At 65.4% G+C, this 22,452-nt stretch carries 20 protein-coding genes; 12 read left to right on the plus strand and 8 right to left on the minus strand.

Annotated features, from left to right (window positions below):
* Window positions 1–157 precede the first annotated feature (157 nt).
* Entirely contained in the window at window positions 158–2,356 is a 2,199-nt protein-coding gene (locus Sj15T_RS17585; RefSeq protein WP_013053643.1) for a TonB-dependent receptor, read from the plus strand.
* Entirely contained in the window at window positions 2,356–3,438 is a 1,083-nt protein-coding gene (locus tag Sj15T_RS17590) for a PepSY-associated TM helix domain-containing protein (RefSeq protein ID WP_013053644.1), read from the plus strand. The genes Sj15T_RS17585 and Sj15T_RS17590 overlap by 1 nt, the downstream gene beginning before the upstream one ends.
* Here Sj15T_RS17590 and Sj15T_RS17595 read toward each other — a convergent pair.
* From Sj15T_RS17595 to Sj15T_RS17605, 3 genes are read right to left on the minus strand one after another with little or no spacing between them, the layout of a single operon-like run.
* Entirely contained in the window at window positions 3,417–4,160 is a 744-nt protein-coding gene (locus tag Sj15T_RS17595) for a metallophosphoesterase (RefSeq protein ID WP_013053645.1), read from the minus strand. The genes Sj15T_RS17590 and Sj15T_RS17595 overlap by 22 nt on opposite strands.
* A complete protein-coding gene (locus Sj15T_RS17600) occupies window positions 4,144–4,935 on the minus strand; it encodes a nucleotidyltransferase family protein (protein WP_007684435.1) in 792 nt (263 codons plus the stop codon). Before Sj15T_RS17600 ends, Sj15T_RS17595 begins: the two co-directional genes overlap by 17 nt.
* A 36-nt stretch (window positions 4,936–4,971) precedes the next feature.
* On the minus strand, window positions 4,972–6,471 hold the full coding sequence (locus Sj15T_RS17605) for a CoA-acylating methylmalonate-semialdehyde dehydrogenase (RefSeq protein WP_013053647.1): 1,500 nt from the start codon (window positions 6,469–6,471) through the stop codon (window positions 4,972–4,974).
* 100 nt (window positions 6,472–6,571) lie between these two features.
* On the opposite strand from Sj15T_RS17605, the gene Sj15T_RS17610 reads away from it, so the two are divergent.
* The gene (locus Sj15T_RS17610) at window positions 6,572–7,456 is read left to right on the plus strand and encodes a LysR family transcriptional regulator (RefSeq protein ID WP_013053648.1); all 885 of its coding nucleotides are present in this window, start codon (window positions 6,572–6,574) and stop codon (window positions 7,454–7,456) included.
* A gap of 173 nt (window positions 7,457–7,629) precedes the next feature.
* Entirely contained in the window at window positions 7,630–8,208 is a 579-nt protein-coding gene (locus Sj15T_RS17615) for a methyltransferase domain-containing protein (protein ID WP_253720742.1), read from the plus strand.
* A gap of 111 nt (window positions 8,209–8,319) precedes the next feature.
* On the opposite strand, the gene Sj15T_RS17620 is transcribed toward Sj15T_RS17615, so the two are convergent.
* The 3 genes from Sj15T_RS17620 to cysD all read right to left on the minus strand — a co-directional run bounded on the left by Sj15T_RS17620 (window position 8,320) and on the right by cysD (window position 12,033).
* The gene (locus Sj15T_RS17620; protein ID WP_041386790.1) at window positions 8,320–9,078 is read right to left on the minus strand and encodes a 3'(2'),5'-bisphosphate nucleotidase CysQ; all 759 of its coding nucleotides are present in this window, start codon (window positions 9,076–9,078) and stop codon (window positions 8,320–8,322) included.
* Window positions 9,075–10,988, minus strand: a complete 1,914-nt coding sequence (gene cysN / locus Sj15T_RS17625) for a sulfate adenylyltransferase subunit CysN (protein WP_013053651.1) — start codon at window positions 10,986–10,988, stop codon at window positions 9,075–9,077. The genes Sj15T_RS17620 and cysN overlap by 4 nt, the downstream gene beginning before the upstream one ends.
* Before the next feature lie 103 nt (window positions 10,989–11,091).
* Complete coding sequence (gene cysD, locus Sj15T_RS17630) at window positions 11,092–12,033, minus strand: sulfate adenylyltransferase subunit CysD (RefSeq protein WP_081440716.1); 942 nt, start codon at window positions 12,031–12,033, stop codon at window positions 11,092–11,094.
* Window positions 12,034–12,087: 54 nt separating this feature from the next.
* Between cysD and Sj15T_RS17635 the strand changes: the two genes are divergently transcribed.
* Window positions 12,088–13,176, plus strand: a complete 1,089-nt coding sequence (locus Sj15T_RS17635) for a helix-turn-helix transcriptional regulator (RefSeq protein ID WP_253720744.1) — start codon at window positions 12,088–12,090, stop codon at window positions 13,174–13,176.
* A gap of 124 nt (window positions 13,177–13,300) precedes the next feature.
* On the opposite strand, the gene Sj15T_RS17640 is transcribed toward Sj15T_RS17635, so the two are convergent.
* Together Sj15T_RS17640 and hemN are read right to left on the minus strand one after the other, a co-directional pair.
* Window positions 13,301–13,516 (minus strand): hypothetical protein, encoded by a 216-nt coding sequence (locus Sj15T_RS17640; protein WP_013053654.1) that lies wholly within the window; start codon window positions 13,514–13,516, stop codon window positions 13,301–13,303.
* A complete protein-coding gene (gene hemN, locus Sj15T_RS17645; protein ID WP_013053655.1) occupies window positions 13,506–14,822 on the minus strand; it encodes an oxygen-independent coproporphyrinogen III oxidase in 1,317 nt (438 codons plus the stop codon). The genes Sj15T_RS17640 and hemN overlap by 11 nt, the downstream gene beginning before the upstream one ends.
* A gap of 738 nt (window positions 14,823–15,560) precedes the next feature.
* Between hemN and Sj15T_RS17650 the strand changes: the two genes are divergently transcribed.
* From Sj15T_RS17650 to ccoP, 7 genes are all read left to right on the plus strand, one after another.
* On the plus strand, window positions 15,561–16,733 hold the full coding sequence (locus Sj15T_RS17650) for an outer membrane protein transport protein (protein WP_007682473.1): 1,173 nt from the start codon (window positions 15,561–15,563) through the stop codon (window positions 16,731–16,733).
* 285 nt (window positions 16,734–17,018) lie between these two features.
* On the plus strand, window positions 17,019–17,681 hold the full coding sequence (locus tag Sj15T_RS17655) for an OmpW family protein (protein WP_013053658.1): 663 nt from the start codon (window positions 17,019–17,021) through the stop codon (window positions 17,679–17,681).
* 224 nt (window positions 17,682–17,905) lie between these two features.
* Window positions 17,906–18,673, plus strand: coding sequence for a Crp/Fnr family transcriptional regulator (locus Sj15T_RS17660; RefSeq protein ID WP_013053659.1), 768 nt, complete (start codon window positions 17,906–17,908; stop codon window positions 18,671–18,673).
* Between the two features lie 234 nt (window positions 18,674–18,907).
* Window positions 18,908–20,566 carry a cytochrome-c oxidase, cbb3-type subunit I gene (gene ccoN / locus Sj15T_RS17665; protein ID WP_013053660.1) on the plus strand — a complete coding sequence of 553 codons (1,659 nt, stop codon included), beginning with the start codon at window positions 18,908–18,910 and terminating at the stop codon, window positions 20,564–20,566.
* A gap of 14 nt (window positions 20,567–20,580) precedes the next feature.
* Entirely contained in the window at window positions 20,581–21,327 is a 747-nt protein-coding gene (gene ccoO, locus Sj15T_RS17670; protein ID WP_013053661.1) for a cytochrome-c oxidase, cbb3-type subunit II, read from the plus strand.
* Window positions 21,324–21,488, plus strand: coding sequence for a cbb3-type cytochrome c oxidase subunit 3 (locus Sj15T_RS17675; RefSeq protein WP_013053662.1), 165 nt, complete (start codon window positions 21,324–21,326; stop codon window positions 21,486–21,488). Before ccoO ends, Sj15T_RS17675 begins: the two co-directional genes overlap by 4 nt.
* Window positions 21,481–22,368 carry a cytochrome-c oxidase, cbb3-type subunit III gene (gene ccoP, locus Sj15T_RS17680; RefSeq protein WP_013053663.1) on the plus strand — a complete coding sequence of 296 codons (888 nt, stop codon included), beginning with the start codon at window positions 21,481–21,483 and terminating at the stop codon, window positions 22,366–22,368. The genes Sj15T_RS17675 and ccoP overlap by 8 nt, the downstream gene beginning before the upstream one ends.
* The last annotated feature ends 84 nt before the right edge of the window (window positions 22,369–22,452 follow it).

Below are 22,452 nucleotides of genomic sequence, written 5' to 3' on the forward strand. Positions count from 1 at the left end.
CGATCTTCGGGAACAAGCGGGTTCGGCCCGGTCCCAGGGCGTTGATGGCGCTGAATCGAGTCGGCAGAGCCACCCGCGAAATGCAAATCTATACTGCTAATGACTTGCAACATCCTCCTCATTTGGCTAGCGGGAGTGCAGCCTCATGGGGGAATGAATGCACATCCGACCGTCTTTCCTGCTCGTCACCACCATGCTCGCGCTGTCGAGCCGGCCTGCCCTGGCCCAGTCCGAACCCGCGACCCAGTCCGAACCCGCGACCCAGTCCGAACCCGCGGCCGAGGCCGAGGGCGCAGGCCCGATCGTCGTGACGGCGGCGCGCACGATCCTGCCCGCCAACGCCCTGCCGATGACCATCGACGTAATCGATCGGGAAACGCTCAACCAACAGGTCGCGATCGGCGGCTCCATCGTCGATGCGGTGTCGGCGCTGACCCCGTCCTTCTCGCCCACGCGCCAGAAGCTGTCCGGCGCGGGAGAGACGCTGCGCGGCCGTTCGCCCCTCTATGCGATCAACGGCATCCCGCAAACCGCGCCGCTGCGCGACGGATCGCGGGACGGCTTCACCATCGACCCCTTCTTCATCGACCGGGTCGAACTGATCTACGGTTCCAACGCGCTGCAGGGGATCGGCGGTGCCGGCGGCATCGTCAACCAGGTGACGGTGGCGCCGCCCCAGAGCGACGGCCTGTCGGGCCGGATGCTGGTGCAGGGCAATGCCGACACCGGCTTTCACGGCGACGGCGTCGGCGGCAAGATCGCGGGGCTGCTCGCCTGGCGCGCCGGGCGCTGGGACGCGACGGTGGGCGCGGCCTATGAGAAGCGCGGCGCATTCTACGACGGCCACGGCAATCGCGTCGGCACCGACCTGACCCAGGGCGAGACGCAGGACAGCCGAAGCTGGTCGCTGTTCGGCCGCTTCGGCTATGCGCTCAGCGACAGCGCCCGGCTGGACCTGACCATGAGCCGCTTCCATTTGAAGGGGGAGGGCGACTACGTCACGCTGGACGGCAATCCCGCCATCGACCTCCCGACGACCTCCGTGCGCGGCACCCCGCCGGGCGTCCCCGCCACCAACCGCACCGAAAGCGCGGCGCTGACGCTCACCGACGGCGACCTGTGGGGCGGCAACTTCATCGCCCAGCTTTTCTTCAACCGCTCGCGGGACACCTATGGCGGGGAGGTTGCGCCCATCGCCACCTTCCAGGATGCGGCCATCGCGCCGGTCAACACGCTGTTCGACCAGTCGCAGAACCGCAGCCGCAAATATGGCGGCAAGATCAGCTATGAACGCGCCGTGCCGGGTTTCGAGGCGCTGACCGCCGTTCTGGGTTTCGATGCGCTTTACGATCTGACCGAACAGCGCCTGATCGCCACCGGCCGGACCTGGGTGCCGCCGACCGACTATCGCAGCCTGGCGCCCTTCGCCCAGCTCAACCTGGCGCTGTTCGACAAGAAGCTGCGCCTGGCGGGCGGTATCCGATATGAGGATGTGCGCATCCATATCGACGACTATCACACGCTGGCCTCCTATCGCGGCGGCTTCGACGTGGCGGGCGGGACGCCGACCTTTCACGACACCTTGTTCAACGGCGGCGCCATATTGGAGCCGTGGGAGGGCATCCGCGCCTATGCCAGCTATGCCGAGGGCTACACCGTCCCCGACGTCGGACGCATCGCGCGCGCCGTCGACCGGGCCGGGGTCGATATCGACAATTATGTGAACATCAGCCCTATCGTGTCGAACAATCGCGAGATCGGCGTTGAAGTGAAGCGCGGCCCCGTGGATGCCAGCGCGGCCTATTTCTGGTCGACCAGCAAGAACGGGTCGCTGCTGGTGCAGCAGTCGGTCGGCGCGCCGTTCGAGGTGCAACGCCAGCGGGTGGAGATACAGGGCCTGGAACTGAACCTGTCAGTCAGGACGCCGCTGCCGGGGCTGACCCTGTCCACCGGCTACGCCCATCTGATCGGACGCACCGACGGATCGGACAATGGCATCGACAAGGTGGATCGCGACCTGGACGGCGCGAACATTTCGCCTGACCGCCTGAATGTCGCCGCCAGCTATGTGCATGGGCCGCTGTCGGCGCGCATCCAGACGCAATTCTTCCTTTCGCGCCAGTTCGAACGCGAACCGGGCAAATATCCCGTGTTATACAGGTTCGACGGCTATGAGGTGACCGATGTGTCGCTCCGCTATCAGACGCGGTTCGGGGCGTTGACGCTGGCGGCGCAAAATATCTTCGACAGATTCACCATCGATTATTACACGCAAACCGTCCGGCCCACCGACAAGGCCCATTATTTCGCGGGGCGCGGGCGCAATTTCACCCTGTCCTGGGATTATCGGTTCTAGTGAAGCTGATCGACGCCCTTCACCGCTGGACCGGCGGACTGATCGGGCTGCTGCTCGCCCTTCTGGGCCTCAGCGGCGCGCTGCTGGTTCACAAGAATGCCTGGACGCTGGCGCCCCATGCCGGCGACCCGCGGGTGGAGGATGTGCGCCAACTGGCGCAGGTGACGCAGCGCATCATGGTCGATCCGGCGGCGCGGCCCCAATCGATCACCTATGCGTCCGACGATTTCGGGCTGCTGAAACTGCTGTTCGACAATGGCGGCGGCGCCTATGCCGATCAGCGCGGCGGCGTGGTGATGCGGTGGAGCAGCCAGTGGGAGCGGCCTGAACTCTGGCTGTTCGACTTCCACCATCACCTCTTCTCCGGCGAGACGGGTGATTGGGTTATCGGCATCGCCGCGCTTTGCGGGCTGTTCTTCGTGTTCACCGGCCTCATCCTCTGGTGGCGCACGCGGCGGACCTTCGAATGGCGGCTATGGCCGGCGCGGATGAGCCGCCCGGCGATCGTGCGGCATCATCGCGACCTGGGCGTCGTCGTCGCGCCGCTGTTGCTGCTGTCGCTGGCGACGGGGGCCGTGCTGGTGTTCCGGCCGATGGCGGCGCTGCTGTTCGGGCCGGGCGCGCCCGCGCAGATCGACAAGGCCTTGGCCGCTCCGCCGCCCCGCGACGCCAGACTTGCCGACCGACTGGACTGGGCGGGCATGATCGTGACGGCCAAGGCCCGCTTTCCCGACGCGGAACTGCGCAGCCTCAGCCTGCCGCGCAAGAATAGCGGCCTGATCACCCTCCGCATGCGCCGGCCGCAGGAATGGCTGCCCAATGGTCGCACCACCCTCTGGTTCGCGGCCGACAGCGGCGCGCTGGTCGCGGCGCGCGACGCCGCCACGCTGCCGACGGTGGTGAAGGGGTATAATCTGCTCTATCCCCTCCATGCGGCGAAGGTCGGGGGCCTGGCGTTCAGGCTGGTCATGACCCTGGCGGGGCTGGCGATGACGCTGCTCGGCACGCTCGCGGTCTGGACCTTCTGGTTCAGGCGTCCGGCAAGGGCGGCGCGCCCGCGTCAGATCGCGATCAGGGCATAGGGCCGGTCGAACCGTTCCGACAGCACGAACTGGGCGCAATTATAGACCGGAACGCCGCCGGGCGTTTTTCCTTCGAACGCGCCGCGATGGGCGTGGCCGTGCACGGCGAAGCGGACATTGTCGAACCTGTCGATGGCTTCGGCCAACCGGGAGGAACCCAGGAATGGGAAGATCTCCGGCGGCTCTCCCTGAACGGTATCGACCACCGGGGCATAGTGGAGCACGGCCACGGTCCGCTCCGTCCGCAGCGAACGCAGCGCGTTTTCCAGCTTGCGCGCCTCGTTGATCGATTCCTCGACGAAGCCCTTGATCGCGCTTTCCCCGAAGGCGCCCAGTTCCCCCCGGCCGAATCCGCCGACAAAGCCCTTCACCCCGGCGAAGCCCACGCCCCTTATCTCCACCGCCTGATCGTCCAGCACGGTGACGCCGGCGCCGTGCAGGATCTGCGCCACGACTTCGGGCTGGCCGCATTCATGGTCGTGATTGCCCAGCACCGCGACGGTCGGGATGGTGCAGCTTCGCAGGTCTTCGGCCAGGACTTCGGCCTCCCGCGTCTTGCCGAAATTGGTGAGGTCGCCGCACAGGGCCAATATGTCCGCCCGGGCGGAAATCTCCTCGAACATGGCGCGGTAGCGATGCTCGGACGAATCCGTGACGTGCAGGTCGCCGACGGCGGCCAGGACCAGGCTGTCCCTCGGCCGCGCCTCACTGGTTGCGGTCATGGCTCTCCTCCAGCCCCTTGCCCACCACGTCGGCAAAGCCCCAGTCGGTGATGTCGACCAGATAGTCGCGCGGCGAAAGCAGCCGTCCCCGGCACACGCGCAGATTGGGAACGGGCAGTTCGGCGCGGGTCTGCAACCGGCCCAGCAATTCCTCGAACAGCCAGAGCGGAATGCAATGCCGCTCGGTCGGATAGATGAAACGGAAATTCAGCAGGTGGATGAGCAGCACTTCCCAATGCAGTTCCATCGCGTCCAGCAGCCGTTGCCAGTCGATGCGCTCATGCTGCCGCAGGATGATGTGCGCGACGTCCGCGCCGTCATAGCGGTATCGATCCTGGATGAAGACCTTGGACAGGATGAATTCGGTCGGCGGGGTGATCCGCACCGTCGTGCCATAGACTTCCGCATGGGATATGTCGCGGAACCATTCCTCGGTCACGGGCAGGCTGGCCGAGGAGATGTTGTATATGACGTCGAAGAAATTGCCGTCGCGCCAGACCTTGCCGATCCAGCGTTCGTCCTCGAATTCGACCCGATGTCCCAGCGCCTTGAAATAGGCCAGGATGCGGGGCGCGTCGCCCGGCTTGCAGAAGACGTCCAGATCCTTGGTCGGCCGCGTTATGCCGGTATGGCATCCCAGCGCATAGGTGCCCGACAGCATGAAGGGGATGCCGGACTGGACCAGATGCGCAAGGCTTTCGGCATAGAATTCCGCCGCGTCCGGTGGAGGATCGAAGGTGGCGGGTTCGCGGTTCATCCCCAGGGGAACGGACAAGCGGGCGCTTCCGTTCCCCCTTCCGTTTCCGCGGGCTTATTTCATCGTCGGGATGACGAAGCTCTGGTCGATCACCGCGCCGCCGTCGGGCCAGCGCTGCGTGATCTTCTTGGTGCGGGTGTAGAAGCGCACGCCGTCCATGCCGTACTGGTCGAGATCGCCGAAGCCCGACCGCTTCCAGCCGCCGAAGCTGTGATAGGCGACCGGAACCGGGATCGGCACATTGACGCCCACCATGCCGACCTCGACATCGGCGGCGAACTTGCGGGCATAATCGCCGTTGCGAGTGAAGATGGCGACGCCGTTGCCATATTGATGCTTCGAGGGATAGCTCAGCGCCTCCTCGAAGCTCTGGGCGCGCAGGATTTGAAGCACCGGGCCGAAAATCTCGTCCTGATAGCTTTTCATGTCCGGCGTCACCCGGTCGATCAGCGTCGGGGCGAGGTAGAAACCCTCCTCATAGCCCTGGAGCGAGAAGCCGCGCCCGTCGACCACGATTTCCGCGCCTTCGTCGGCGGCCATCTGGATATAGCTTTCCACCCGCGCCTTGTGGACGCCGGTGACCAGCGGGCCATATTGCGCGTCGGGATCGGTGGGGATGCCGGGGCGCAGCGTTTCGATGGCGTCCAGCAGCTTGGCGCGGAAGGCGTCGGCGGTCGCTTCGCCCACCGGCACGACGACCGGCAGCGCCATGCAGCGCTCGCCCGCCGAGCCATAGGCCGCGCCGACGATGTCGGCCACCGCCTGGTCCATGTCGGCGTCGGGCAAGATGATGCCGTGATTCTTCGCGCCGCCCATCGCCTGGACGCGCTTGCCGTTCTGGGCGCCGCGGGCATAGACATAGTTCGCGATGTCGGACGATCCGACGAAGCTGACCGCCTTGATCGCCGGGTGGTCGAGGATGGCGTCGACCATTTCCTTGTCGCCATGGACGACGTTCAGGATGCCCGCCGGAATGCCCGCCTCGATGGCGAGTTCAGCGAGGCGTACCGGGACGGAGGGGTCGCGTTCCGAGGGTTTCAGGATGAAGGCGTTGCCGCAGGCGATGGCCATGGCGCTCATCCAGAGGGGGATCATCGCGGGGAAGTTGAAGGGAGTGATGCCCGCCGCGATGCCCAGCGGCTGGCGCATCGAATAGACGTCGATGCCGGGGCCTGCACCCTGGGTATATTCGCCCTTCAGCAGATGGGGGATGCCGCAGGCGAATTCGACGACTTCCAGGCCGCGCTGGATGTCGCCCTTCGCGTCGGCGAGCACCTTGCCATGTTCGGAGGAGAGCAGCAGGGCCAGTTCGTCCATATTCTGTTCGATCAGTTCCTTGAAGCGGAACATGACGCGGGCGCGGCGCTGGGGGTTGGTGGCGGCCCATTCGGGCTGGGCGGAAAGGGCGGAATCGACCGCCTTCTGGAGATGGGCGGCGGTGGCGAGTTCCACCTGGGCCTGGACCGCGCCGGTGGCGGGGTTGAGGATGTCGGACAGGCGGGCGCCGGGTTGGGGGGCGGATTGTCCATGAATGAAATGGTGAACTGAACGCATTTTTCCGGTTCCTCTCCTGCCGGTGGGATGGGATGGATATAGACGGGCCGGCTTTGCAGATATACATGTATGTCGACACATTGATTGTGCGGATTTGCCTATGCTGAACTCGGACGAACTGCGGCTGTTCCTGGCGGTGATGCGGGAGGGCAATATGCTGGCCGCGGCCCGGCGGATCGGGGTGGATCATAGCACGGTCGCCCGCCGCCTGACCAATATGGAGGCGACGTTGGGCGCGCGCCTGTTCGACCGCAGCCCGCGCGGGGTGACGCCGACGCCTGCCGCCTTCGCTCTGGTGTCCCATGCCGAGCGGATCGAGAGCGAGTTGCTGGCCGCGATGAGCAGCGTCGCCGGGCGCGACCGGGAGGTGGAGGGGACGGTGCGGCTCGCCACGCCGGAGGCCTTCGCCAGCCATCTGATCGCGCCCCGCGTGGCGGCGTTGCGGGAGCGGCATCCGCGCCTGACGCTGGAACTGGCGTCGGAGAGCAAGGCGGCCAGCCTGTCGCGGCGGGAGGCGGAGATCGCCGTGATGCTGAAGCCGCCGCCCAAGGGGCGGTTCGTGACCCGCAAGCTGGCCGATTATCGCCTGGGCCTCTATGCGTCGAAGGCCTATCTGGAGCGGGAGGGGCGGCCCTCCCTGCGCGCCGACCTCAGCCGTCATGTCTTCGTTTCCTATATCGAGGAACTGGCCGGGTTCGCGGAGATGATCGCGCTGGACCAGTTGCTGCCCGGCGCGGCCATCGTCTTTCGCGCCAGTTCCAGCGCGGCGCAGCATGCGGCGGTGGCGGCTGGGATGGGGCTGGGCGTGCTGCATGTCTTCGCGGCGGCGGAGGATGAGCGGCTGGTGCAGATCTTCCCGGAGTCGATGGAGGTGTGGCGCAGCTATTGGCTGGTCATGCATGCGGATTTGCAGAGATTGCCGCGTGTGCGGGCGGCGGCGGATTTTCTGGACGAGGTGATGCGGGGGGTTCGGGAGCGGTTGTAGGAGAGGGAGGCTGGCGGAGGAGAGGGCTTAGCGCCCTTTGGGCGCTCCCCTCCACCATTCGCTTTGCGAATGGTCCCCCTCCCCATCTTTGATGGGGAGGATTAGGGGTGCAGGAACCGGGCTTTGGTTCTGTGGGTTTGCCTTGCAGGACAATGGTGGAGAGGGAAGCAATCGTGGCGACATTGGTCGAAGACAGGACGGCGCTCGCCTTTCGGGAGTTTTTCAGGAATCCGCTGGCGGTCGGGTCGGCCTTTCCGGCGTCGCATTTCCTGGTCGACGCCATGCTCGGGCCGGTGGACTGGAGCCGGATGGAGCGGGTGATCGAATATGGGCCGGGCACCGGCATCTTCACCCGCGCCCTGCTGGACCGGCTGCCGGGGCATGCGCGGTTGCTGGCCATCGACACCAGCCCGGCCTTCATCGGCCATCTGCGCGGGGAGATGCGGGACCGGCGGCTGGTCGCGGTGACGGGGTCGGCCGACGGCGTGCTGGAGATCATGGCGGCGCAGGGGTGGGACAGGGCGGATTGCATCCTGTCCGGACTGCCCTTTTCGACGCTGGCGCCGGAGCGGGCGGAGCGGCTGATGGAGGCGAGCGCCTGCGCGTTGCGGCCGGAGGGGAAGTTCCTGGCCTATCAGATGCGCAGGGCGGTGAAGCCGTTGCTGGAGCGGCGCTTCGAGGAGGTCAGGGTGGGGTTCGAGTGGCGGAACTTGCCGCCTTGTCATCTTTATTGGGCTTCGGGGCCTGGGTGATTGGGGGTGAGGACTGGAGGAAGCGTGGGGAAGGGGGCGTGACCTGCGTATTTCCCCTCCACCACTCGCTTTGCGAGCGGTCCCCCTCCCCATCTGCGATGGGGAGGAATTTCAGGGTAGGTCCGCTATCAGGTGCAGCACTTTGTCGGCGTGGTCTTTGCGGCAGATGAGCAGGTCGGGGAGGTAGACGTCGCGCTGGTTGTAGATGAGGGGGGAGCCGTCGATGCGGGAGCAGTGGAGGCCGTGGGCCTGGGCGACGGCGACAGGGGCCAGGCTGTCCCATTCATATTGGCCGCCGCTGTGCAGGTAGATGTCGGCCTGGCCCAATATCACCGCCATCGCCTTGGCCCCCGCAGAACCCATCGGCACCAGTTCGGCGTCGAGGCGTTCGGCCACCGCGACCGCCTCCTTGGCGGGGCGGGTGCGGGATATGACCATGCGCAGCTTTTCCGGCGCGGGCGGGATGGGGACCGGCTGGTCCGAGCGCAGCAAGGTGCCCCCGTTCAGGCCGGGCAGCGCGACCGCGCCCGCCGCCGGGCGGCCGTCCATGGCGAGGCCGACATGCACGGCCCAGTCGGCCCGCGCCTCGCCATATTCGCGGGTGCCGTCGACCGGGTCGACGATCCAGACCCGGCTTTTGGTCAGGCGCGCCTCATCGTCCTTCTCCTCCTCCGACAGCAGGCCGTCTTCGGGCCGCGTCTCCCGCAGGGCGCGGCAGAGGAACTGGTTGGCGGTCTGGTCGCCCGCCTTGCCCAGCGCGGCGGGACCGAACAGGCCGCTTTCCCGCACATTGACCAATATGCGTCCGGCCACCTCAGCCAGATGCGCGGCCAGTTCGGCGTCGGTCATGGTGCTGGCTGGTCCGCTCATGGAATGATCCGGGCGACGATGGCCTCTGCCGCCTGTTCGGCGGTCATGGCGGTGGTGTCGATGCGGATTTCCGGGTCTTCGGGCGCTTCATAGGGGCTGTCGATGCCGGTGAAATTCTTGAGTTCGCCCGAACGCGCCTTCTTGTAGAGGCCCTTGACGTCGCGGGCCTCCGCATCGGCGAGGGGGGTGTCGATATGCACTTCGATGAATTCGCCGGGCTGCATCATCTGGCGCACCATCTCCCGCTCGGCGCGGAAGGGGGAGATGAAGGCGGTGATGACGATCAGGCCCGCGTCGGTCATCAGCTTCGCCACCTCGCCCACGCGGCGGATATTTTCCACCCGGTCGGCGTCGGTGAAGCCCAGATCCTTGTTGAGGCCGTGGCGCACATTGTCGCCGTCCAGCAGGAAAGTGTGGCGGTTCATCCGCGCCAGCTTCTTTTCCACCAGATTGGCGATGGTCGACTTGCCCGCGCCCGACAGCCCGGTGAACCACAGCACGGCGGGCTTCTGGTTCTTGAGATTGGCGTGGAAGTCGCGGCTGACGTCGGTCGCCTGCCAATGGACATTCTGCGCCCGGCGCAGGCTGAAATGCAGCATGCCCGCCGCCACCGTGGCGTTGCTGATCTTGTCGATCAGGATGAAGCCGCCCAGCGCGCGGTTCTGCGCATAGGGTTCGAACACGATCTGGCGGTCGGTCGACAGGTTGGCGACGCCGATGGCGTTCAGTTCCAGCGTCTTCGCCGCCAGATGCTCCATCGTGTTGACGTTGACCTGATATTTGGGCTGCTGCACCGTGGCGGTGACGGTCTGCGTGCCGATCTTCAGCCAATAGGGGCGGCCGGGCAGCATGTCCTCATCCGCCATCCAGACGATGGTCGCCTCGAACTGGTCGGCGGACTGGGGCGGGTTGTCGGACGCGGCGATCACGTCGCCGCGCGAGCAGTCGACCTCGTCCGCGAAGCAGAGGGTGATCGACTGGCCTGCGACGGCGGAGTCAAGATCGCCCTCGAGCGTGACTATGCGGCTGACCGTGCTGGTCTTGCCCGACGGCAGGACGCGGATCGGGTCGCCGACGCGGACCGTGCCGGTCGCGATCTGGCCGGAAAAGCCGCGAAAGTCGAGATTGGGGCGGTTGACCCATTGCACCGCCATGCGGAAGGGCTTTTCCCGGTCGGAGACCTGATCGACCTCCACCGTCTCCAGATGCTCCATCAGCGCCGGCCCCTTGTACCAGGGGGTGTTGGCGCTGAGGCCGGTGATATTGTCGCCCCTGAACCCCGAAATCGGGATCGGGGTGAAGGCCTTTATGCCGATGCCGTTGGCGAATTCGGCATAATCCTTGACGATGCCGTCATAGACCGCCTGGTCATAGTCGACCAGGTCCATCTTGTTCACCGCCAGCACGATGTTGCGGATGCCGATCAGGTGGGCGAGATAGCTGTGGCGGCGGGTCTGGGTCAGCACGCCCTTGCGCGCGTCGATCAGGATGACGGCAAGGTCGGCGGTCGACGCGCCCGTCACCATGTTGCGCGTATATTGTTCGTGGCCGGGCGTGTCGGCGACGATGAACTTGCGCTTTTCCGTCGCGAAGAAGCGATAGGCGACGTCGATGGTGATGCCCTGTTCGCGTTCCGCGGCGAGGCCGTCGACCAGCAGGGCAAAGTCGATTTCCTGACCCTGGGTGCCGACGCGCCTGCTGTCGGCTTCGAGGGCGGCAAGCTGATCCTCGAAGATCATCTTGCTGTCGTAGAGCAGGCGGCCGATCAGCGTCGACTTGCCGTCGTCCACCGACCCGCAGGTGATGAAGCGCAGCATCGTCTTGTGCTGGTGCACCTCCAGATAGCGGTCGATGTCCTCCGCGATCAGGGCGTCGGTCTTGTAGATGGGGTCGTCGAGCGTGTCGGTCATCTCGTTCCAGTCCCGTTCGCCCTGAGCTTGTCGAAGGGCTTTTCTTCTTGAAGATAAAAGTGGAGGGCTTCGACAGGCTCAGCCCGAACGGAGGAGAGGTGGGCTAGAAGTAACCTTCCTGCTTCTTCTTCTCCATTCCCGCGCCGCCTGCGTCCTTGTCGATGGCGCGGCCCTGGCGTTCGGAGGTGGTGGTGAGCAGGGTTTCCTGAATGACCTCCGGCAGGGTCTTGGCCGTGCTTTCCACCGCGCCGGTCAGCGGGTAGCAGCCCAAGGTGCGGAAGCGGATGGAGCGCATCACCGGCTCCTCGCCCGGTTTCAGCGGGAAGCGTTCGTCGTCGACCATCAGCAGCATGCCGTCGCGCTCCACCGTCGGGCGTTCCTCCGCGAAATAGAGGGGGACGATGGGGACGTCGTTCAGGTGGATATATTGCCAGATGTCCAGTTCGGTCCAGTTGCTGATCGGGAAGACGCGGATGCTCTCCCCCTTGTTCTTGCGGGCATTGTAGAGGTTCCACAGTTCCGGGCGCTGGTTCTTGGGATCCCAGCCGTGGCTGGCGGTGCGGAAGGAGAAGATGCGCTCCTTCGCCCGGCTCTTTTCCTCGTCGCGGCGGGCGCCGCCGAAGGCCGCGTCGAAGCCGTAGAGGTTGAGCGCCTGCTTCAGCCCCTCCGTCTTCCACATGTCGGTGTGCAGCGGGCCGTGGTCGAACGGGTTGATGCCGCGTTCCTGCGCTTCGGGATTCCGGTAGACCAGCAGTTCCATGCCCGATTCCCGCGCCATCCGGTCGCGCAGGTCGTACATCGCCCGGAATTTCCAGGTGGTGTCGACATGCAGCAGCGGGAAGGGCGGCGGCGAGGGGTAGAAGGCCTTGCGCGCCAGATGCAGCATCACCGCCGAATCCTTGCCGACGCTGTAGAGCATCACGGGCTTTTCGGCCTCCGCCACCACTTCACGCAGGATATGGATGCTCTCCGCCTCCAGACGTTCCAGATGGGTCAGCCTTTTCGAATCGATCATGTTCACCGCCTTGTTTCGTGACGGCCTGATGGCAGAAGCGGGGAGGGACTGGACCTCCCATATGGGAGGATATACATATTAGTCATGCGACTGGACGACGGCGGATTATTGGCGGCTCTCCATGAGGGTATGTTCGAGCAACCCCTTTGGCACGGGTTCCTGGAAAAGCTGCGGGCGCGGACCGGGGCGGCCTATGCCGGGCTGGCGTTCCGGCCCATCGATGAGGAAAGGATCGTGGAACTGCATGCCGGGCCGGCGGGGCCGCTGCATCCGGACCGGCTGTTCAACGAGAAGCAGGGGCGCGATCCGTTGCCCTACCGGCGGATGCGGGAGGCGCGGGTCTATACGCTGGACGAACTGATCGAGCCGAAGGATGCGGCGCTGCAATCCTATCGCCGGGAATGGCTGGACCCGTTGCGCATCACCGCCTTCCGGTCGGTGCGCGTCGCGGAGGCGAGCGGCATGGACGCCTGGCTGAGTTGCGCGGGCGGGCGGGAGGTGGGACCGGCGGTCGGCGCGCTGCTGACCGCGCTGGTGCCGCATCTGCGCATCGCGCTGCGCAGCTTCGTCGCGTTCGAGCGGGAGAAATTCCGGTCGTCGGTGACTTCGGAGGCGTTCGGGCGGCTCAATTCGGGCTGGCTGACGCTGGATGCGCGGTGCCGCATCGTCGACATGACGGCGCATCTGGAGCCGCTCTTCCAGCGGTCGAGCGTGTTGCGGCGGGGGCGGTATGACCGGCTGATGCCCTCTTCCCCGGCGGTGGACCGGGAACTGACCGCTCTGGTCAAGCGCTTCGCCGAGGATGCGGAGGCGCGGCCCAAGGCGATCAACCTCAGCCGCGATCCGATGATCGACATGCTGGTGCGGCCGATCCAGGACCGGTCCCCCTCGGTCCAGTCGCCGCCCGTCGCCATCGCCTATATCAGCGGCGACCGATGGTCGCAGGCGGACAGGTGCGGCCAGTTGGTCGACCTGTTCGGCCTGCTGCCCAGCGAGGCGCGGCTGGCCTGGGCCATTGCGCAGGGCATGTCGATCGGGGAGGCGGCGGACGATCTGGGGCTGACGGTGGAGACGGCGCGGAATTATTCGAAGAAGATCTACGCCAAGACCGGAGCGCGGGGGCAGGCGGAACTGGTGCGGAATATTCTGACGAGCGTGCTGGCTTTGGCTTGATGAGGTTTGGCTATGGCCATGGAACGATATGTGCTCCTGCGAAGGCAGGAGCCCAGTTCAGACGGTCCGATCATCCACTAAGGGCGGGACTGGGCTCCTGCCTTCGCAGGAGCACGTAGGTTCTTTACCGGCAGGTTTCGCTGCGGATCTTCTTCCGGTCGCAGGGGATGAAATGGCAGGGGGCGTTCTTGTCGTCCGGGGTGGCGGGCTTGCGTTGCCAGGGGGGCGTCCAGCCGGGAGGGGCGGAACCGCAATACCAGGGGCTTTGGGCGGCGGCTGCCGGTGGCTGGACGGCGGTCAGCGGGATGATGGCGAGCAATGCCAGCGCGCTAGACCGCATGGCTGAAGCGCCTTTCCGCCGGTTCCATATAGGCGTCGAAGCAGGCGGCGATGCTGCGGGCATAGGGCAGGGCGTCCCGCGTCAGGGCGACGCGGCCTTCGCTCAGGCGGACGAGGCCCAGTCGTTCGAAGCGGCTGAGGTCGGGCAGGGGGTGCGCCGTGCCGACATGCGCCTCTCCCTGGCAGAGCAGGGCTTCGATGATGCGGCCGCGGCGGCGGTCCTCCGGCGTGCGGAGCGTGCCGCGGGCGGCGGTCAATTGCCCGGCGTCGGCCAGGGCGCGCCAGGGGCCTGCCTGTTTCTCATTCTGGACGATGAGGTCGGGGAACTGGCTGATCGCGCTGGCGCCCAGGCCCAGCAATATGTCCGCCGGATCGTCGGTGAAGCCCTGAAAATTGCGGCGCAGGCGGCCTTCGCGGGCGGCGCGGGCCATGGCGTCTTCGGGCAGGGCGAAATGGTCGAAGCCGATGGCTTCATAGCCCGCGCCGGTCAGCGTCTCATGACCCCGCGCCGCCATGGCGAAGCGGGTGGCGAGATCGGGCAAATCGCCCGCGTCGATGCGGCGCTGGCGTGGCAGCAGGCGCGGCATATGGGCATAGCCGAACAGGGCGATGCGGGCGGGGCGCATGGCGATGGCGGCCTCCAGCGTGGCGGCGAGGTCGTCCTGCGTCTGGCCGGGCAGGCCGTACATCAGGTCGAAGCCGGTCGCGATCCCGGCGGCGCGCAACTGGCCGACGGCGCGTTCCACCATGTCGAGCGGCTGGATGCGGCCGATCCGCGCCTGGACATGGGGGGTGAAGGTCTGGACGCCCAGGTTCACGCGGTCGACGCCCATCGCGGCCATGGTCGAAATCCATTGGCCGTCGAGGCGGCGGGGATCGAGTTCGACCGACAATTCGGCATGATGCGCCTCGAAGCAGAGCAGCAATTGCTGGAGCAGGCGGACGAAATCGACCAGCGGCAGGCTGTTGGGACTGCCGCCGCCGAAGGCGATGCGCCGCACCCGGCCGCGTCCGTTCAGCCGGGCGGCGAGGGTCGCGATTTCCCGCTCCAGCGATTCGACATAGGCGGCGAGACGCTGGACCCGGTTCGCCGCGCCGGTGTTGCAGCCGCAATACCAGCATATGTCGTGGCAATAGGGGATGTGGACGTAGAGGGAGAGGGCGTCGTCCCTTTTCACCCCGGCCACCGCATCCAGCCGGGCGGCCAGTTCCGCCGCGCCGACATCGCCGCCGAACTGCGCGGCGGTGGGATAGCTGGTGTAGCGCGGGACGGGCCGGTCGAGCAGGTCGGGATGATAGGTCCACATGATCCTGGACTCAGGCCGGTCTTGCCGGTTCGGAAGAAATCGCGACGGACATGCTGGCTTGCTCCGGCCTAAATCTGACTATGCTGGAGCCGTCGCCGGCCCTCATCGCCGAGCCTGTGTAGGACAGCGAGCGCGCACGCATCTTGATTTATCTCAATCGGGTTCGAATTTCGTCGACCCCGCTGGGCGTGAGTTCTAACGGAAGGGGGCGGGCGGCCGGAAGATCGTTCGGACCGGACAGTCCCTCCCATCCCTTCGGCAGGACAACGACCTTCTTCCCCGCATTCCGTCCAAGCATGGCTTGCCGCGATGTGGATTCGCGTCATCCGCATGGGGAATTTCCGTTTTCATTGGCGGATTTGCGGTGAATGACCGCAATTCATATATCGAATGTCATAGTATTTTTCCGGAAGATGGCAGGAGAAGGCGGGTTTTTGGCCGGCGCGCCCCTGATTTGGATCAGTTCGACCGGTTCCAATCCACTATCCGAATGACCGCCATTCAGCCAAAGACCTCGAATCGCCGGGCCGACGTGATACGGAATTTGAATGAAGGTCATTCGGCGGAACAATAAGTTGATGAACATGCGGGTTTTTCGACCCGATGACGGCGGGAAACCGCTGAACGGGGTGGCTCTCCCTGGAGGTCGTCCCATCCCTTGCTGCGCCTGATCCGGAAGAACCCCGGCCTCGCGTCTAGAGGCCGGGCACGTTTTAATGTTGGAGAGAGTCAAGAGTGATGAACAAGTTAAATATCTTCAGTGCCGGAATTTGCCTCATCGGCCTGGGGATCGCATTTCCCGCCTACGCCACGGACGGATATTATCTCACCGGCGCCAATGCGCGGGCCACGGGCATGGGCGGCGTCGGCATCGCTCTGCCCCAGGGACCGGAAGCGGCGACGATCAACCCGGCCGGCGCGACCTTCGTCGACAATGGTTTCGAGATCGGCGCCCAGCTTTTCATCCTGAACACCCGCACTACGGACCTGTTCTTCCCCGGCAATGACGTGAAAGGCCATCAATATCAGCCGATTCCCGACTTCGGCGTCAACTATCACCTGAACGACAAGGTGACGATCGCCGTCACTTCTTTCGGCGGAGGATTGGGCCAGAGCTACAACAAGCCCTTCGTGCCGGGCATGGGCTTTTCGAAGGAACGCGCCAATTTCATCCAGGCGGGCATCGCGCCGACCATCGCGTTTAAACTGCGCGACAATCTTTCCATCGGCGTGGGCCTAGGCGTGGTCAACGAGTTCTTCCGGGCCAGGGGCGTCATCGTGCCGACGCCCCAGGGACCGGCGCAATTGCCGAACCATGGGTGGAGCCATGCCTTCGGCGTCGGCGGCAGGTTCGGCATCCTGTGGAAGCCGGTTCCCGCCGTGGGCCTGGGCGCGACCTATTTCACCAAGGTGCACATGTCCAACCTCAAGGGATATGAGGACGACCTGCTCGCCGGCCTGGGCGGGAGCATAGACACGCCCGAGCAGTTCGGCGCCGGCGTCTCGGTCAAGCCGAACGATCGCCTGACGCTGGGCTTCGACGTGATCCGGACCAACTGGAGCGGCGTCAAGGCCTTCAGCGAGCAGGCGGGCTTCGGCTGGCGCGATCACACCACCTTCAAGCTCGGCGTGGCCTATGGCCTGATGCCGGGGCTGACGGTTCGCGCAGGCACCAGCCTTGCCAAGCGGCATTTCGGCAGCGAATTCGTCCTGGCGAACGTCAATACTCCGGGCACGTCGTCCAAATCGCTGACCTTCGGCTTCACCAAGCGGCTGGGCGAGAAGGATGAGCTTACGTTCAGCGCGGACTATGAATTGAACGGCAAGGTGGTCGGGACGGGCCACAGCGCGGGGACGGTGATCCGTTCGCGCTATGGGTTCACCGGCCTCAGCTTCTCCCACCGTTTCTGACGTCCTGATCGGACCATGCGCGCCGGCGGCGGGACCATATCCCGCCGCCGGCGCTGCCGGTCCTGCAACATGACGGCAACGGTCATGTCGCCCGCTTGCGGGACGGGGCGGGATGGCGGGCGCCCTGCTGTTTCGAATCGCTTTTCATATCGGAAGCGAAAGTAGCGGGTTGGCGGCCCGCCACATTGAGCCAGGTCAAATTGCCGGTTGCGCGGGATCAATGCCGGGTGCGTCGCGGCCCGGCACAAGGGGCTCCATCGACAACAGGGATGGAGTTTCAAAGACATGAGCGTCAAGACGATCCTGCTGGGCGCGGCCGCCGGTTGCGCTGTTCTGGCCGGGCCTGCTGAGGCGGCGCAGGGCGACGTGCTGGTGCGGCTGCGCGGCATCATGGTCGCGCCCAACGAGAAGAGCGGCAGCGTGCTGCCCGCCTTTCCGGGCGAGAAGGTGAAGGTCGACGACAGCGTGATGCCGGAAGTGGACGTCACCTATATGGCGACCGACCATATCGGCTTCGAACTGATCGCCGCGACCACCAAGCATAGCGCGAGCGGGCGGAGCGGCACGACCGGCGGCATCGGCAAGCTGGCCTCCACCTGGGTGCTGCCGCCGACGCTGACGGCGCAATATCATTTCCTGCCCGAAGGGAAGATCAGGCCCTATGTCGGGGCGGGGGTGAATTACACGCTCTTCTATAGCGAGAAGGCTTCGGGCGCGCTGGAGGGCGCGGTGGGCGCGACCAAAGTGCATATGTCCGACAGCTTCGGCTGGGCGGGGCAGGTGGGGGTCGACATCGACCTCAACGAGCGGATGTTCCTGAATTTCGACGTCAAATATATCGACATCGACACCACGGCGCGGCTGTCGACCGCCGGTGCGGGCGTGCAGAGGGTGAAGCTGGAGCTTGATCCCTTCGTCTTCGGCGTGGGCGTGGGAATGAAGTTTTGATGGGAGGGTGGCGGCTTTTGGCCAATAGCTGATATCAGTTTCCGTCACCCCGGACTTGATCCGGGGTCCCGCTGCCTTGGGCTGGGCGCGGACTCAGAAAGAAAGCGGGACCCCGGGTCAAGCCCGGGGTGACGAAATCGGGAACGTCGGCTTTCCACCCACTTCCGCCTCATAGGGACAATTACGGATAGGTCGCGGTGTGCCGGGGCGGCATGGATCGGCGCATGGATATGCGATTTGATCTGGCGCAAAAGGCGCAGGAGGATGCGGCCTTCGCCATGGCGGCAACGCCATCGGCCAAGGGCTGCGGCGGGCAATATTGCGACCGTTGCGAGGTGCGCGATCAGGCGATCTGCGCCGATCTTGACGAAAAGCAGCGCGGGGCGCTGAACCGGATCGGGCGGCGGGTGTCGTTGCAGGCCGGGCAGACCGTGATGTGGGAAGGCGACAGTTCGACGCTGGTCGCCAATGTGATCGAGGGGACGCTGAAGCTGTCCACCTCCACCGGCGACGGGCGCGAGCAGATCGTCGGCGTCGTCTATGCTTCGGATTTCATCGGCCGCCCCTTCGGCGCGCGCACGCCGCACAGCGTCACGGCGCTGACCGATGCGCGGCTGTGCCTTTATCCGCGCGGGGCGTTCGACGGCTTTGCGCGGGAGCATCCGGCGCTGGAGCATCGGCTGTTGCGGCGGACGCTGGACGATCTGGACCGGACGCGGGCGTGGATGCTGCTGCTGGGGCGGAAGAATGCGCGGGAGAAGGTCGCGACGTTGCTGCTGGACATGCGGCGGCGGCTGCGGGCGGACCGGGCCGGGGTGATCGAATTGCCCCTGTCGCGGCAGCAGATCGCGGACGTGCTGGGGCTGACCATAGAGACGGTGTCGCGGCAGATCGGCGAGTTGAAGCGGATGGGCGTGATCGCGCTGGCCGGGCGGCGCGGGGTGCGCGTCGTGGATGCCGAGCGGCTGGAGGGGATGGCCGAGGGGGAATAGCACTTCCCCTCCCCTTCAGGGGAGGGGACCGAGGGGTGGGGCGTGCCCCACGCGAAAGCTTGGGGATAACGGCACGCCCCCACCCCAACCCCTCCCCTGAAGGGGAGGGGCTTACCAGGGCCGCCCCATACGGACATTCCCCTACATACCTGCGCCGCCGGCTTTGACAGAGGTCAATGCATGGGTGCGGCTCCCGGAGGAAGGACGCCGCATAGCCTTTGACGGGGAAATCCGATGGAGCAACTGGTGTGGAAGACGGGCGGCTGGTTCGCGCTCGCGACGCTGGCCTTTCTGGCGGCGCTGGCGGCGGCGGACTTCGGCTTTGCCGTGCATATGGGGATCGCCTGCGCGGCCGCGCTGGCCGTGGCGGTGCTGACGATGCGGCACGCCGATTATGAGGCGATCACCCGCGGGCTGCTGAAGATGCCTGCGTCGCAAGGCAGATATGACGACGATCCGATCCGCTGGGGCGTGATCGCGACGGTCTTCTGGGGCTTGGCGGGCTTTCTGGCCGGGCTTTATATCGCGCTTCAACTGGCCTTTCCGGCGCTCAACCTGGGGATCGAATATACGAGTTTCGGGCGGCTGCGGCCGCTGCACACCTCCGCCGTCATCTTCGCCTTCGGGGGCAATGCGCTGATCGCCACCAGCTTCTACGTGGTGCAGCGGACATGCCGGGCGCGGCTGGCCTTTCCGGCTTTGGCGCGGTTCGTCTTCTGGGGCTATCAGCTTTTCATCGTGCTGGCGGCGACCGGCTATCTGCTGGGCATTACCGAGGGCAAAGAATATGCCGAGCCGGAATGGTATGTCGACCTGTGGCTGACCATCGTCTGGGTCGCCTATCTGGTCGTGTTCGGCGGGACGATCCTGCGCCGCAGCGAGCCGCATATCTATGTCGCGAACTGGTTTTACCTGAGTTTCATCCTGACGATTGCGATGCTGCATATCGTCAACAATCTTTCCATGCCGGTCAGCCTGCTCGGTTCCAAGAGCTACAGCGCTTTCGCGGGCGTGCAGGATGCGCTGACCCAATGGTGGTACGGGCATAATGCGGTCGGTTTCTTCCTGACCGCCGGTTTCCTGGCCATGATGTATTATTTCGTGCCCAAGCAGGCGGAGCGGCCGGTCTATAGTTACAGGCTTTCCATCATCCATTTCTGGTCGCTGATCTTCCTCTATATATGGGCAGGGCCGCACCATCTTCATTATACCGCGCTGCCCGACTGGGCGCAGACCTTGGGCATGGTCTTTTCGGTCATGCTGTGGATGCCTAGCTGGGGCGGGATGATCAACGGGCTGATGACGCTGAACGGCGCGTGGGACCGCATCCGCACCGATCCGATCATCCGCATGATGGTGATGGCGCTGGCATTCTACGGCATGTCGACCTTCGAAGGACCGATGATGTCGGTGAAGGCGGTCAACAGTCTTTCCCACTATACCGACTGGACCATCGGCCATGTCCATAGCGGGGCGCTGGGCTGGAACGGGCTGATTACTTTCGCCTGTCTTTATTATCTGACGCCACGACTGTGGAAGCGGGAGCGGCTGTACAGTCTTCGGCTGGTGAACTGTCACTTCTGGCTGGCGACGGTGGGCATCGTTCTCTACGCCGCGTCGATGTGGGTCGCGGGCATCATGCAGGGGTTGATGTGGCGCGAATATGGCAGCGACGGCTATCTGGTCTACGCCTTCTCCGAAGTGGTGAGCGCCATGTTCCCCATGTATCTGATCCGGGCGGCGGGGGGGCTGCTGTACCTCAGCGGTGCGCTCGTCATGGCCTGGAATATCGGCAGGACCATCGCGGGCAGCCCGCTGCGCGTGGAGAAGCCGATGAACGATGCGGCCTATGATGCCGCGGCCGACCGGCCGATCGTCGCGCAGCCCGCCTGAAGGAGTATCCGGACATGGAAACCAAGACCAAGGGCAAGTTCTTCGACCATGGCAGGCTGGAGCGGAATGTTTCGCTGCTGGGCATCGCAGCCCTGATTACAGTCGCCATCGGCGGCATCGTGGAGATCGCGCCGCTCTTCTGGATCGACAACACTATCGAGAAGGTGGAGGGCGTGCGTCCCTATACGCCGCTGGAGCTGGCGGGGCGGAATATCTACATCCGCGAGGGTTGCTATAATTGTCATAGCCAGATGATCCGGCCCTTCCGGGACGAGACGGAACGCTATGGCCATTACAGCCTGGCGGCGGAGAGCATGTACGACCACCCCTTCCAATGGGGATCGAAGCGGACCGGGCCGGATCTGGCTCGCGTGGGCGGCCGCTATTCGGACGAATGGCATGTCCAGCATCTGAAAGACCCGCGCGCGGTGGTGCCGGAATCGATCATGCCCGGCTATGCCTTCCTGGCGGAGCGGGAATTGAAGGCGGGCGACATGAGCCGGGATCTGACCGCGCTCAACGATGTCGGCGTGCCTTATACGAAGGACGATATCGACAGGGCCAATGACGACCTGAAGGCGCAAGCCGATCCCGATGCGGACAGCAGCGACCTGCTGAAACGCTATCCCAAGGCGCAGGCGCGCGATTTCGACGGCGATCCGGGCAAGCTGACGGAGATGGATGCGCTGGTCGCCTATCTCCAGATGCTGGGCACGCTGGTCGATGTGGACAGCGCCAAGCCGCAGGAGGTTGGGCGATGAGCTACGACGCCTTGCGGCATTTCGCCGATAGCTGGGGGCTGGTCTTCATGGGATTGCTCTATGCGATCCTGATCGGCTGGCATTTCCTGCCCCATGGGCGGCAGCGCAGCGCCGACGCCGCGCTCGCCATTTTCGAGCAAGAGGAAGCCGACCATGGCTGACGAGAAGCGCATCGATCCCGCCACCGGGACGGAGATCAAGCATCATGAATGGGACGGCATCCAGGAACTGGACACGCCGCTGCCGCGCTGGTGGTTGTGGACCTTCTACGCGACGATCCTGTTCGCTGTCGGGTACATGATCGCCTATCCGGCCATCCCGATGATCGACCGGGCGACCGGCGGCATGCTCGGCTGGTCGAGCCGGGGGGCGCTGGACAGGGAACTGGCGGCGCGGGAAAGGCAGATCGCGCCGATCCGGAAAGCGATTGCGGAGACGCCGGTCACGGCGCTGCCGGGGCGGCCCGAACTGATGCAGCAGGCGGTCGAGGGCGGGCGCGCCGCGTTCCGGGTGCATTGCGTCCAGTGCCATGGGTCGGGGGCCGCGGGGTCGAAGGGCTATCCCAACCTCAATGACGACGACTGGCTGTGGGGCGGCGATCTGGCGGCCATCGAGAAGACGATCACCGACGGCGTCCGCAATCCCGGTCATGACGCCACGCGCCAGTCGCTGATGCCCGCCTTCGGCAAGGATCAGTTGTTGACGGCGGCGCAGGTCGATGACGTGGTGGCGCATGTCCGGGCGATCAGCGGGCAGGACCGGCCAGGCGCGGCTTCGCGGCGGGGGGACAGGGTCTTCGCCGACAATTGCGCGGTTTGCCATGGGCCTGCGGGCAAGGGGAACCGGGCGTTGGGCGCGCCCGATCTGACCGATGCGATCTGGCTCTATGGCGGCGATGCCGGGACCATCCGCGAGACCGTGTGGAACAGCCGCCATGGCGTGATGCCGCGCTGGGACGACAAGCTGGACAAGGCGACCATCCGCATGCTGGCGGCCTATGTGCATAGCCTTGGCGGGGGCGAGGGTGATGCGGGGCGGTGAGGCTTTTCTGTTCCTCCCCATGCTTGCATGGGGAGGGGGACCGCCGCCGAAGGCGGTGGTGGAGGGGAAATGGGCTGAGGTTGC

Origin of the sequence: Sphingobium sp. TA15 (assembly GCF_037101235.1) — a bacterium.
In the GTDB taxonomy this organism is placed as follows: Bacteria; Pseudomonadota; Alphaproteobacteria; order Sphingomonadales; family Sphingomonadaceae; genus Sphingobium; species Sphingobium indicum.

Bases quoted from the DNA above. Each gene is read 5' to 3' on its own strand.
- ccoN (WP_013053660.1), top strand. From the start codon at position 18,908: ATGGAGCAACTGGTGTGGAAGACGGGCGGCTGGTTCGCGCTCGCGACG.
- Sj15T_RS17585 (WP_013053643.1), top strand. From the start codon at position 158: ATGCACATCCGACCGTCTTTCCTGCTCGTCACCACCATGCTCGCGCTG.
- Sj15T_RS17650 (WP_007682473.1), top strand. From the start codon at position 15,561: ATGAACAAGTTAAATATCTTCAGTGCCGGAATTTGCCTCATCGGCCTG.
- Sj15T_RS17620 (WP_041386790.1), bottom strand. From the start codon at position 9,078: ATGAGCGGACCAGCCAGCACCATGACCGACGCCGAACTGGCCGCGCAT.
- ccoO (WP_013053661.1), top strand. From the start codon at position 20,581: ATGGAAACCAAGACCAAGGGCAAGTTCTTCGACCATGGCAGGCTGGAG.
- Sj15T_RS17610 (WP_013053648.1), top strand. From the start codon at position 6,572: ATGCTGAACTCGGACGAACTGCGGCTGTTCCTGGCGGTGATGCGGGAG.
- Sj15T_RS17640 (WP_013053654.1), bottom strand. From the start codon at position 13,516: ATGCGGTCTAGCGCGCTGGCATTGCTCGCCATCATCCCGCTGACCGCC.
- Sj15T_RS17605 (WP_013053647.1), bottom strand. From the start codon at position 6,471: ATGCGTTCAGTTCACCATTTCATTCATGGACAATCCGCCCCCCAACCC.
- ccoP (WP_013053663.1), top strand. From the start codon at position 21,481: ATGGCTGACGAGAAGCGCATCGATCCCGCCACCGGGACGGAGATCAAG.
- Sj15T_RS17595 (WP_013053645.1), bottom strand. From the start codon at position 4,160: ATGACCGCAACCAGTGAGGCGCGGCCGAGGGACAGCCTGGTCCTGGCC.
- Sj15T_RS17655 (WP_013053658.1), top strand. From the start codon at position 17,019: ATGAGCGTCAAGACGATCCTGCTGGGCGCGGCCGCCGGTTGCGCTGTT.
- Sj15T_RS17675 (WP_013053662.1), top strand. From the start codon at position 21,324: ATGAGCTACGACGCCTTGCGGCATTTCGCCGATAGCTGGGGGCTGGTC.
- Sj15T_RS17635 (WP_253720744.1), top strand. From the start codon at position 12,088: ATGCGACTGGACGACGGCGGATTATTGGCGGCTCTCCATGAGGGTATG.
- cysN (WP_013053651.1), bottom strand. From the start codon at position 10,988: ATGACCGACACGCTCGACGACCCCATCTACAAGACCGACGCCCTGATC.
- Sj15T_RS17660 (WP_013053659.1), top strand. From the start codon at position 17,906: ATGGATATGCGATTTGATCTGGCGCAAAAGGCGCAGGAGGATGCGGCC.
- hemN (WP_013053655.1), bottom strand. From the start codon at position 14,822: ATGTGGACCTATCATCCCGACCTGCTCGACCGGCCCGTCCCGCGCTAC.